Raw genomic sequence first — 11,280 nt, 5'->3', positions numbered from 1 at the left:
ATTCGACGATCGTCGTGCTGGCGTCCATCGGCATCGCCGCTACCGCGCTGGCCATGAAAAGCCGCTTGGACGCATTCAAGGACATCGGTGGCGTCATCGGCACGCTGGTATCGACGTTCTTCCTGTTCGCGATCGCGTTGATGAACCTGTTCATCCTGAAGGCCGTCATTGCCGCATTCAACCGCGTGCGGCGCGGTGAGCCCTACGTCGAAGAGGACTTCGACATGCTGCTCGCGAGCCGGGGATTTCTGTCCCGTATCTTCCGGCCGCTGTACGGACTCGTCACTCGAAGCTGGCACATGTATTTCCTGGGCTTCCTGTTTGGACTCGGCTTTGACACGGCGACCGAGGTCGGCCTGCTCGGCATATCGGCTGCCAGCGCCGCCCAAGGCATGCCGATCTGGTCAATACTCGTCTTTCCGATACTGTTCACGGCTGGCATGACGCTGATCGATACGACGGACAGCATTCTTATGCTCGGCGCGTACGGTTGGGCGTTCGTGAAGCCCGTCCGCAAGCTCTATTACAACATCACGATCACGTCGATTTCGGTCGTCGTCGCGCTGGTGGTCGGCGGCATAGAAGGGCTCGGGCTGCTCGGAGACCAGTTCCAGCTTTCAGGTCCGTTCTGGGACACTATAGGCAAGCTGAACGACAACTTCGGGTTGATCGGTTATGTCATTGTCAGCGTGTTTATCGTGAGCTGGCTGTGCTCGGTTGCAGTCTATCGCTGGAAGCGATTCGACGAGCTGGAGATTACGTCGGGGCAGGCTTGAGGTAGCGGCGGCCCGCGCGCCTCGAGCCGGTCGCTTTCACCGTCAGGCGGGACGACCCAAGCCAACCTGCGTGGCGCGTGGTCGACGGTCCCGGCATATTACGTTGCCGGATCGTCAGCGAGCGGGTGCGCCAATGCGCTCACGGGTGGGTCAATGGACAGAGACCCTCACAGCCCGGCCACACGCCCGGAGCGCAGCCTCTGCTGCCGATAGGCCCCGGGAGCGCTTCCCGTCCACGATTTGAAGGCTCGCTGAAACACGGCGCAGTCCGAAAACCCCAATTCGTTCGCGATCTCCGAAAGTGGCACGCCAGGGCTGACGAGGCGCACGATGGCCAGATCCCGGCGCAGTGTGTCTTTTTCCATCTGGAACGACGTTCCCTCGTCGGCCAGTTGCCGCCGAAGCGTGCTAGCGGACTTATCCAAAGCCTTGGCCGTCCGCTGGAGATCGGGCCATAGCGGGCTTACCCGAATAAGGTATTCCCGGATCTGCTCCCGCACCAGGTGAGCGCTGCGTCGCGGTATGACGATGTGCCGGTAGAACTCGGCAAGAAATTGGCGCAGTGCGGCATCGTCGCGATACATGGGAGCCCGCAGATCCGCGCTGTTGACCCACATCGCGAAGGCGCGCTGGTCGAAGCGCACTTTTCCAGGAAATAGCTTGCCGTATTCGCCGGCATGACTGGGTTTCGGATAGGCAAAGTCGAAGCCGACAACCATGAGTTGGCCGCCCTGCAACCAGTCGAGCAAGCGAAAGAACGAACGCAGCAGGCTTTCCGGCAAAAACGGGGTTCCCGGCTGTAGACCCGGCGGAATGACGATGCATAAGCCGGTCAGGCCGTCTTGCCTGACCAGGTGCATGCGCACGTCTTGCTGGAGCAATTCGAATCCCTTGCAGAGTCGCTGCATGGCGATATCGAGTGTGGCCGCGGTCAGGATGCTGCGAAAGAGCATGGCGAAGGTTCCCTTTCGCAGCGGTTGCGAGAAGAACCCGAGCCCCTCGTCGTCCAGTTCCTCGATCAGGCGGTGAAACAGCAAAACGTACTGTTCCGCCGATACGCGAGCGTCTTTCTCTTCCAGCAGCGCGGGAGGGATGCCTGCCGCCCACAACCAATCGTCGCACGATACATGTTTTGCCTCGAGGGCCGAAAGCATGCCGCGCACAAACGCAATCGAGACGGAAATCGGCTGGGAAAGCATGGTCGGCAGGGGAGAGCGCGATGGCGGCTGCGGTGATTCCGGGGGGGTGAGCTATTCTGCAACAGTAATAGTCCGTTATGCAATCGCGCTGCCGGCTGAATGTTTCTAGGATGATGGCATCGTGGATCGTCGGGTTGCCTCTCCGTCTCTACCGACGTTGGTCCTGCAGGGGGCAACGATGCACGATGCGGCAGGGAGGCTGCCGCACGGTGGCCGGGTATCCGGTCGATGTAAGTGAAAGACAGGAAATTACTTAGTAAAACTAATATTCAGGATGGAGACAAGCGATATGCGAGAAAAACGCAACTGGACGCCGGTCTGGAAAATTGTTGCAATAGGCGCAATTTTGGGCAGCCAGGCCGGTCTTTCCCATGCGCAAAGCAGTGTCACGCTTTATGGCGTCGTCGATGGCGGCCTGTTGTACACGAGCAGGACATTGAACCCCGCGACGGGAGGGAGCGCCGGCCATCAATTTTCGTTTATCGACGGGGGTTCGGCCGGATCGAGATTCGGGCTGAAGGGGACCGAGGATCTTGGCGGAGGCATCAAGGCGATCTTCGCTCTGGAAAGCGGCATCGATCTGGCGAACGGCGGCTTTGGCAACTCGAACGGTAATTTCTTCGGGCGCCAGGCCTGGGTTGGCCTGACCGGCGGATTCGGCACCGTGCAGGCGGGCTTGCAATATTCGCCGTTTGTCCTGTCGATCATCGACACCGACGCGCGCAACGTATCCTACTTCGGCAGCGGCGGCGTCATCTACGTCGGCAGCGTTCTTTCAACGGGCCTTTTCAATCCCAACGCGGTGACGTATACGAGCCCCGTCATTGCGGGGTTGCAGGGCAGCGTGATGTGGGCGCTCGGGGGCGAGGCGGGCGACTTTCAGGCCGGCCGGCAATATGCCGCTCGCCTGAAGTACACACTCGGCGGGTTGACGGTCGATGCCGCGCTCTACGACGGCAATGCCGGCGGAACGGCGGCATCGATTCCGGTGCCCAGCACGGTTGAATTCACGGGCCGCACGATCGGCGGCGCGTACGAATTCGGAAAGCTGACGCTGAAGGCCTCCTTCGTCAACTACAAGGTGGCGGGATCGTTCGACAACCGGGTTTATAGCGGTGGCTTCAGTTACCTCGTGACGCCGGGGCTGAATGCCGACGCCGGCGTCTGGTATACGAGTGATGGAAACGACACCGCCAATCACTCCATTCTGGCTGTCGTCGGCACCGAATATTTTCTGTCGAAGGCAACCGATATCTATGCGCAGGTCGGCTTCGTCAACAATCACGGCAAGATGAACACCGGGCTTTCTCTCAACGGTGCGTTGTATGGGCCGGCGGGCTCGACAACCGGCGTCAATATCGGCATCCGCCACAGCTTCTAGGCGAAGCGGGCTGGGTGGCGGATGCGATCGGCTTCGTGCGGGGCCGGCCGGGGACGTTCCGTCAAGCGTCTTTTCGACGGTACGCACCAGGCGCATTGCCTACCCAGCGCTTGAACGCGCGTTGAAATGCGGCGCTGTCGGTGAAGCCGAGTTCTTCCGCCAATTGCGCGAGTGTCGTGTTCGTCGTGTTCAGGCGCATGATCGCGATATCGCGGCGTAGCTCGTCTTTGAGCGCCTGGAAGGACGTGCCCTCGACCGCGAGTCGTCGCTGGAGGGTCGCGACGGACATGTTCATTGCGCTGGCCGCGACAGTCAGATCGGGCCATTCGGGCTGGGTGCGTGACAGGTAGGCGCAGACTCGCGCACTCACGATGTTCGAGCTCTGCTGAGGTATCACCATTCTAGACTCCGCATCCGCGAGAAATTCCCGCAAGGCGGCCCTGTCGCGCCGGACCGGGCTGCTCAGCCAGGTCTCGTCGAACCACAGGGTGGTGCGCGACTGCCGAAAATGGTGAGAGGCCGGAAATATCGCACTGTATTGGGCGGCGTGTTCGGGGACATCGAAAGCGAAGTCGAACGATGCGGGGGGGAGCTTGCCGCCGGCCAGCCACGCGGCCAGTTGCCAGAAGACGCGCAGCAGCAGTTCATGCAGAAAGATCGGCGTGTCGTCGGGATTCTGAAAACGCAATGCCAGGCCGACGAGCCGATTTCGGTGGGGCATTTCGATTACCACGTCGTCCTGCAGCACCTGGAACGTCTTCGCGAGGCGCCGGATCGCGACCTCCAGATCGGGAGCGGTGGCGGCGGCACGCACGACGAGCGCAAAGCTGCCCGGCTTCAGCGGGCGAGACAGGAGGCCGAGGCATTCGTCTTTGCGCAAATCGATCACGGATTTGAACAGCGCGACATATTGGGCAGCAGTAATACGGGCGCCAGGATCGTCCAGCAAGGACGTGGGGATATCGGCCGCCTCGAGAAAGCGGTCGCACGATTCGCCGCGCCGCCGGAGTCCGGAAAGCATGCCATGCACGAAGACGACAGGAATGGTGATGGGAGCGTCAAGCATCGTGGCCCGGGACCTGCTGGTTTGAGGCGTTTCGTCATGTCGGCGAGGCAATGTGCAATTGCCCGCGAAGGTCGACTTTTCTAACATGAACGACATGCACAAAGCAATCGATCCGCGCTGAAGCGGACGTTACGGAGACAATTATGTACCTGACCCAGGCTTTGCATCGTGCCGTGCAACAGAAGGGCGATCGCATTGCGGTTCGCTTCGGCACGAAACAGACGACCTTTCGCCAGTTCGCAGTACGCGTCGCACGCCTCGCGGGTGCCTTGCAGGTATTGGGCATGCAGACGGGCGATCGAATCGCGATCCTGGCCCAGAATTCCGACCGCTACCTGGAATTCCAGATGGCCGTTCCGTGGGGCGGCGGCGTACTCAATCCGTGCAACACGCGCTGGTCCGCAACGGAGATCCTTTACTCGCTCGACGATTCGGGATCGTCGATCCTGTTCGTCGACGATACGTTCAGGGCGCTAGCGGAGTCGCTGTGCGGCAAGGCGACGACGTTGCGCGAGATCGTCTATTGCGGCGACGGCGCGGTGCCCGAAGGCATGCACGACTACGAGGCGCTGATCGCGGCGACGGAGCCCATCGAGGACGTGGCGCGCAGCGGCGACGATCTGGCCGGAATCTTTTATACGGGCGGCACGACGGGTTTCCCGAAGGGCGTCATGCTGAGCCACACGAATCTGATCAGTTCGGGGCTGGCGTTGCGTGCGGAGGGAATTGCGGCGCCGGACAACACCTATCTGCACGCGGCGCCGATGTTCCATCTCGCCGATATGGGCATTGCGATGTCGCACTGGATAGAAGGCAGCACGCATTCGGTTGTCCAGACCTTCTCGCCGGAACTCGTGCTGGACGCAATCGAGCGTGATCGCGTGACCCACATGCTGCTCGTGCCGACGATGATCCAGATGCTGGTCGATCACCCTGCGATACGCGATCCCCGCGACCTCGAGAGTCTGCAGATGATCGTCTATGGCGCGTCCCCCATCTCGGAGGCGGTGCTCGACCGTGCGATGGCCGCGTTGCCCGGCGTTCAATTCGTGCAGGCGTACGGGATGACCGAACTGTCGCCCGTTGCCACGGTGAACCCTGCCTGGTGCCACGAACCGGCCGCACGCAAACTCGGGCGGCTGCGTTCGGGCGGACGGGCCAGCTATTGCACGGAAGTGCGCGTGGTGGATCCGGATGGCAGCGAAGTCCCGCGCGGCACGGTCGGCGAGATCGTCGTGCGCGGGCCGAACGTGATGCTTGGCTACTGGAACAAGCCCGAGCAGACGGCCGCTGCGCTGAGAGACGGATGGATGCATACGGAAGACGGCGGATACATGGACGACGACGGGTTCATCTACGTCGTCGACCGGCAGAAGGACATGATCATCAGCGGCGGCGAGAACGTCTATTCGGCCGAGGTCGAGAACGCGATTGCCCAGCATCCGGCAGTCGCGACGTGCGCGGTGATCGGGATACCGAACGGCGACTGGGGGGAGTCGGTGCACGCCGTCGTCGTGCTGAAGCCGGGCATGGAAGCGACCGCGGAGGCATTGATGGCGCATTCCAGGGTGCTGATTGCCGGCTACAAGTGCCCCCGCAGCATCGAATTCCGCGAAGCATTGCCGCTGTCCGGTACCGGCAAGATCCTGAAGACAGAATTGCGTGCGCCGTTCTGGGTCGGTCACGGGCGGAACGTGAATTGAGTCCCTGTTCAAATCGAGGAGATAGCATGAGTTCATCCGTGATTGTTGCCGGCGTCGGCATGATCCCGTTCACGAAGCCCGGGGCCAGCGAGCCGTATCCGGTCATGGCCAACCGGGCCATCCTGGCCGCGCTGGCGGATGCGGGCGTGGAATATCGCCACGTGCAGCAAGCCTATGCCGGCTATGTGTACGGCGATTCGACCGCCGGGCAAAGAGGCCTGTACGAAGTCGGCATGACGGGCATTCCCGTCGTCAACGTCAACAACAACTGTTCGACGGGATCGACCGCACTCTTTCTTGCGCGTCAGGCCGTGGCGAGCGGGGTCGTCGATTGCGCGCTGGCATTCGGTTTCGAGCAGATGATGCCCGGTGCGCTCGGATCGGTGTTCAACGACCGGGCCAGCCCCTTCGAACGCTTCGACGACGTCACCGCCGAACTGATCGACGTACCCGGCGTTCCGTTCGCGCTGCGCTATTTCGGCGGCGCGGGGCTTGCGCACATGCAGGAGTTCGGCACGAAGGTCGAGACCTTTGCGAAGATCCGGGCGAAGGCGAGCCGCCATGCCGCGAACAATCCGCTGGCCCTGTTCCGGACCGTCGTGTCGGAAGAGGACGTGATGGCGTCGCAGACGATCTGGCCGGGCGTCATGACGAAGCTGATGGCGTGCCCGCCGACTTGCGGCGCTGCCGCGGCGCTGCTGGTGTCGGAAGCGTTCGCGAAGAAGCACGGGCTGGACGCGAGCGTACGGATCCGGGCGCAGGCGATGACGACCGACACACCATCGGCGTTCGACGCGAAGGATATGCGCGAAGTGGTCGGCTTCAGCATGACGCGCAGCGCGGCGCAGCAGGTGTACGACGCGGCCGGCGTTGGCCCCGAGGACATCGCGGTGGTCGAGCTTCACGACTGTTTCGCGCACAACGAGTTGATCTCCTACGAGGCGCTGGGCCTGTGCCCGATAGGCGGCGCGGAGAAGTTCGTCGTCGACGGCGACAACACGTACGGCGGCAAGGTCGTCACCAATCCGTCCGGCGGGCTGCTGTCGAAAGGACACCCGCTCGGCGCGACCGGCCTCGCGCAATGCACGGAGCTCGTCGAGCAATTGCGCGGCCATGCGGGCGCGCGGCAGGTCGACGGCGCGCGCCTGGCGCTGCAGCACAACCTGGGTTTGGGCGGCGCCTGCGTCGTCACGTTATACGAGAGGGTTTGAAGATGATCGACAAGAAGTGGATCGGGCATCACATCGGCGACTCGACGCTGCCGATCGAGCGTGGCCGGCTGAAGTTCTTCGCGAAGGCGATCGGGGAGACCCATCCCGTCTATCTCGACGAAGCGGCCGCATGTGCCGCCGGCTACACGGACCTGCCGGCGCCGCCGACGTTCCTGTTCGCCGCGGAACTCGATTCGGGCGCCATGTTCGGGCTGCTCGAAACGCTCGGCGTGCCGCCGCAGAAGATCCTGCACGGCGAGGAGAGTTTCGAGTATCTGGGCCCGGTCGTGGCGGGCGATACGGTCGTCGTCAGTTCGCGGATCAAGGACATTTACGACAAGAAGGGCGGGGCGCTCGAATTCATCGAGATCGAATCCCGGGTGACCAACCAGCACGGCGATCCGGTTGCGAACATGCGATCGGTGATGGTCGTGCGCAATTGAAGGGCCGCCATGACGAATCCCAGTTTTGAATCGGTCGCGATCGGCGACACATTGCCCATGCTGACGCTGCCGCCTGTCGATCGCAAGATGCTTGCGCTGTTCGCCGGTGCGTCCGGCGACCACCATCCCATTCACATCGACCTCGATTACGCGCGCCGGGCGGGCATGCCGGACGTATTCGCGCACGGCATGCTCGGCATGGCATGGCTCGGGCGGCTGATTACCGGGTGGGCGCCGCAGTCGCAATTGCGCGCGTTCAACGTGCGCTTCCAGGGCATCACCCATCTCGGCAACGTCGTCAACTGCACGGGCCGTGTCGTCGAGAAACTGGAGGTTGCGGGAGAACGCTGCGTGCGCATCGAGGTGCAGAGCACCAACCAGTTCGGACAGACAAAAATCGCAGGCGAGGCGCTCGTCGCACTGCACTGATTCAGGATAACGAAGGAGAAAGCATTCATGAACCGGAAACTCGAAGGGAAAGTCGCGCTGGTAACGGGATCGGGGCGTGGCATCGGTCATTCGATCGCGCTCAAGCTGGCCAGCGAAGGAGCCCGTATCGTCGTCAACGACCTGGACGAGGCGCCTGCGCGGGAAGCGGTGCAGTCGATCCAGGCGGCCGGCGGCGAAGCCGTGGCCTGCATCGGCAACGTGACGTCGCCCGATTTCGCGGAGCGTTTCATCGGCACCGCGGTCGAACAGTTCAAGGGACTGGACATCATCGTCAACAACGCGGGTTACACGTGGGACAACGTGATCCAGAAGATGACGGATGAACAGTGGTACGCGATGATCGATTGCCACCTGACCGCGCCGTTCCGGATCCTGCGCGCCGCGCAACCGGTGATCCGCGCGTTGTCGAAAAGCGAATCGGAGGCCGGGCAGCGGGTCGTGCGCAAGGTCGTCAACATCTCGTCGGTTGCCGGGTTGTTCGGCAACGCGGGGCAGGTCAACTATTCGGCGGGCAAGGCGGGCATCGTCGGGATGACGCAGACGCTCGCGAAGGAGTGGGGGCGCCTGAACGTGACGGTCAACTGCGTTGCGTACGGCCTCATCAAGACGCGTTTGACGAGCGCCGCGGCGGGAGAGTCGACCGCCAACATCGACGGGCGCGAGATCAAGGTGGGCGTGAACCCCGACCTGCTCGCCGCGATGGAAAAGGGGATTCCGCTGGGGCGCGCGGGCACGCCGGAAGAGGCCGCGGGCGCCGTGTACCTGTTCTGCACGCCGGAATCCGACTATGTGAGCGGCCAGACGCTGCTGTGCAGCGGCGGCCTCACCGGTATCTGAGGAGTCGAGATGCTACCGCAGCCACACAGCCATCCCTGGATGGATTCGGATATCGAAGCATTTCGCGAGCAGGTGCGTCGCTACATCGCGGGCGAGCTGTCTCCGCATCTGGAGCAGTGGCGCAGGCAGGGCTATATTCCGCGCGAAGTCTGGTCGGGGTTCGGACGCATGGGATTCCTGCTGCCCGAGATGGATGAAGCCTACGGCGGAGCGGGCGCGAGCCTCGCGTACCAGTGCGTGGTGCAGGACGAACTGGCTCGGGCCGAGTTTCCCGTCGGCGTGGCGGTGCACTCGATCGCGTCGCACTACATTCTCGATTACGGCACGGAGGAACAGAAGCAGCGCTGGTTGCCGAAACTCGCAAGCGGCGAGCTGTTCGCCGGCATTGCGTTGACGGAGCCGGGCTGTGGCTCCGACCTGCAGGCGCTGCGGATGCGGGCGCGGCGCGAGGGGGAGCACTACGTGCTCGATGGCGCCAAGACGTTCATCACGAGCGGTTATACGGCGAATCTGCTGGTCGTGGCGGTGCGAACGGGAGAAGCCGGCAGCCGCGGCGTGTCGCTGATCGTGGTCGAGCCGGAGAATCTGCCGGGGTTCGAGGTCGGGCGCCGGCTCGAAAAGCTCGGGCAGCATGCATCCGATACCGCGGAACTGTTCTTCGAGAACGCGCGCGTGCCGGCCGGCAACCTGCTGGGCGGCACCGAGGGGAAAGGCTTTGCGCAACTGATGAGCCAGCTTCCGTACGAGCGCATGCTGATCGCCGTGCCGGCGGCGGCGGTGATCGAGCGCGTCGTCGAATTGACGCTGGAGTACACGCAGCAGCGCAAGGCGTTCGGTCAGTCGCTTTACGATCTGCAGAACACACGCTTCAAGCTGGCCGAGTGCGCGACGCTCGCGCATGTGGTGCGTACGTTTGTCAACGACTGCGTGCAACGTCTCGTCGACGGCCGGCTCGAGAACACTGCTGCGTACATGGCGAAGTCGTGGGCCACCGAGCAGCAATGCAAGGTGACGGACGAATGCCTGCAGTTGTTCGGCGGGTATGGCTACATGACCGAATATCCGATTGCCCGCTTTTATGCCGATGCGCGCGTGCAGCGCATTTACGGCGGTGCGAACGAGATCATGAAGGAATTGATCGCGCGAGGCATAGCGTCATGAAGCAACCTCTGGACGGGATTCGCGTGGTCGAGTTCGAGGGGATCGGCCCCGGTCCGCTGGCCGCACGCATGCTGGCGGATATGGGGGCGTCGGTCACCGTGATCGCTCGCCCGGGCGGGAACGCGGTGGCCAGCCGGATGTCGAGCGCAGAGAACCCGCTGCGGCGCGGCAAGACGGTGATCGAACTGAACCTCAAGCATCCGGTTGAGCGGGCGCAGGCGCTTGCGCTCGTCGCGGGAGCGGATGCGCTGATCGAGGGCAACCGGCCCGGCGTGATGGAAACGCTCGGCCTCGGTCCCGACGATTGCGCTGCCGTGAATCCGGCGCTCGTGTACGGCCGCATGACGGGCTGGGGGCAGCATGGCCCGCTGTCGCAGGCAGCGGGGCACGATCTCAACTATGTGGCGCTGACCGGCCTGCTTTCGCTCTCTGCACGGGACGGGGGCGTGCCCATCGTGCCGCCGACCGTCGTCGGCGACGCGGCGGGCGCGTTGGGACTGGCGTTCGGCATGGCCTGCGCGCTGCTCGATGCGAGAGCGAGTGGTCGAGGCCGCATCGTGGACGGCGCGATCGTCGATGTGCTGGCCATGCTTGGTTCGCTCGTGCAATGGATACGGGCGGGCGGTCAAATCGACGGGGCGCGGCCGAGCCTGTTTCACGACTCGCCGTTCTACGACGTCTATGCCTGTGCGGACGGCAAGCACATTACGGTGGGCGCGATCGAGCCGCAGTTCTATGCGCAATTGCTGAGCAAGATCGGTCTCGACGACGTCGATCCTGCCGCGCAATACGATGTTCAAGCCTGGCCGGCGTTGAAAGCGCGGTTCGCGGCGTTGTTCGCGAGCCGTCCGCGCGCGCACTGGTGCGAGCTGCTCGAAGGCACCGACGTTTGCTTTGCACCCGTGCTCGATCTGGCGGAGGCGGCGGAGCATCGGCACAACGTTGCGCGCGGGATCTATCGAGTCGACGCAAGCGGCGCGATCGACGTGGCCGCGGCGCCGCGCTTTTTTTCCTTGCCGGCGAATGCCGATGATATTCCGGCGACAGAATGAG

General features: G+C 63.2%; 11 protein-coding genes. 9 read left to right on the top strand and 2 right to left on the bottom strand.

Annotated features, from left to right (window positions below; genetic code table 11):
• Positions 1-776: HoxN/HupN/NixA family nickel/cobalt transporter (locus U5775_RS21990; RefSeq protein ID WP_322060198.1), on the top strand; the 776-nt coding region annotated here is incomplete at its 5' end.
• 167 nt (positions 777-943) lie between these two features.
• On the opposite strand, the gene U5775_RS21985 is transcribed toward U5775_RS21990, so the two are convergent.
• Positions 944-1,975 carry an AraC family transcriptional regulator gene (locus tag U5775_RS21985; protein WP_322060197.1) on the bottom strand — a complete coding sequence of 344 codons (1,032 nt, stop codon included), beginning with the start codon at positions 1,973-1,975 and terminating at the stop codon, positions 944-946.
• Between the two features lie 289 nt (positions 1,976-2,264).
• On the opposite strand from U5775_RS21985, the gene U5775_RS21980 reads away from it, so the two are divergent.
• On the top strand, positions 2,265-3,356 hold the full coding sequence (locus tag U5775_RS21980; protein WP_322060196.1) for a porin: 1,092 nt from the start codon (positions 2,265-2,267) through the stop codon (positions 3,354-3,356).
• A 61-nt stretch (positions 3,357-3,417) separates the two neighbouring features.
• Here the strand turns inward: U5775_RS21980 and U5775_RS21975 are convergent, their stop codons facing one another.
• On the bottom strand, positions 3,418-4,422 hold the full coding sequence (locus U5775_RS21975; RefSeq protein ID WP_322060195.1) for an AraC family transcriptional regulator: 1,005 nt from the start codon (positions 4,420-4,422) through the stop codon (positions 3,418-3,420).
• Between the two features lie 143 nt (positions 4,423-4,565).
• On the opposite strand from U5775_RS21975, the gene U5775_RS21970 reads away from it, so the two are divergent.
• Genes U5775_RS21970 through U5775_RS21940 form a run of 7 tightly spaced genes read left to right on the top strand, consistent with a single transcriptional unit; the run spans position 4,566 to position 11,279 of the window.
• Complete coding sequence (locus U5775_RS21970; protein ID WP_322060194.1) at positions 4,566-6,125, top strand: long-chain-fatty-acid--CoA ligase; 1,560 nt, start codon at positions 4,566-4,568, stop codon at positions 6,123-6,125.
• A gap of 26 nt (positions 6,126-6,151) precedes the next feature.
• Positions 6,152-7,336 (top strand): lipid-transfer protein, encoded by a 1,185-nt coding sequence (locus tag U5775_RS21965; protein ID WP_322060193.1) that lies wholly within the window; start codon positions 6,152-6,154, stop codon positions 7,334-7,336.
• Positions 7,337-7,338: 2 nt separating this feature from the next.
• The gene (locus tag U5775_RS21960) at positions 7,339-7,779 is read left to right on the top strand and encodes a MaoC family dehydratase N-terminal domain-containing protein (RefSeq protein ID WP_322060207.1); all 441 of its coding nucleotides are present in this window, start codon (positions 7,339-7,341) and stop codon (positions 7,777-7,779) included.
• Between the two features lie 9 nt (positions 7,780-7,788).
• The gene (locus tag U5775_RS21955; RefSeq protein WP_322060192.1) at positions 7,789-8,208 is read left to right on the top strand and encodes a MaoC family dehydratase; all 420 of its coding nucleotides are present in this window, start codon (positions 7,789-7,791) and stop codon (positions 8,206-8,208) included.
• Between the two features lie 27 nt (positions 8,209-8,235).
• Positions 8,236-9,066, top strand: a complete 831-nt coding sequence (locus U5775_RS21950) for an SDR family NAD(P)-dependent oxidoreductase (protein WP_322060191.1) — start codon at positions 8,236-8,238, stop codon at positions 9,064-9,066.
• Between the two features lie 9 nt (positions 9,067-9,075).
• On the top strand, positions 9,076-10,227 hold the full coding sequence (locus U5775_RS21945; RefSeq protein WP_322060190.1) for an acyl-CoA dehydrogenase family protein: 1,152 nt from the start codon (positions 9,076-9,078) through the stop codon (positions 10,225-10,227).
• Positions 10,224-11,279 carry a CaiB/BaiF CoA-transferase family protein gene (locus U5775_RS21940; RefSeq protein ID WP_322060189.1) on the top strand — a complete coding sequence of 352 codons (1,056 nt, stop codon included), beginning with the start codon at positions 10,224-10,226 and terminating at the stop codon, positions 11,277-11,279. The genes U5775_RS21945 and U5775_RS21940 overlap by 4 nt, the downstream gene beginning before the upstream one ends.
• Position 11,280 lies beyond the last annotated feature (1 nt).

Origin of the sequence: Paraburkholderia sp. J63 (assembly GCF_905220245.1) — a bacterium.
GTDB lineage: Bacteria > Pseudomonadota > Gammaproteobacteria > Burkholderiales > Burkholderiaceae > Paraburkholderia.
This window is presented reverse-complemented; position numbering and strand designations above follow the sequence as displayed.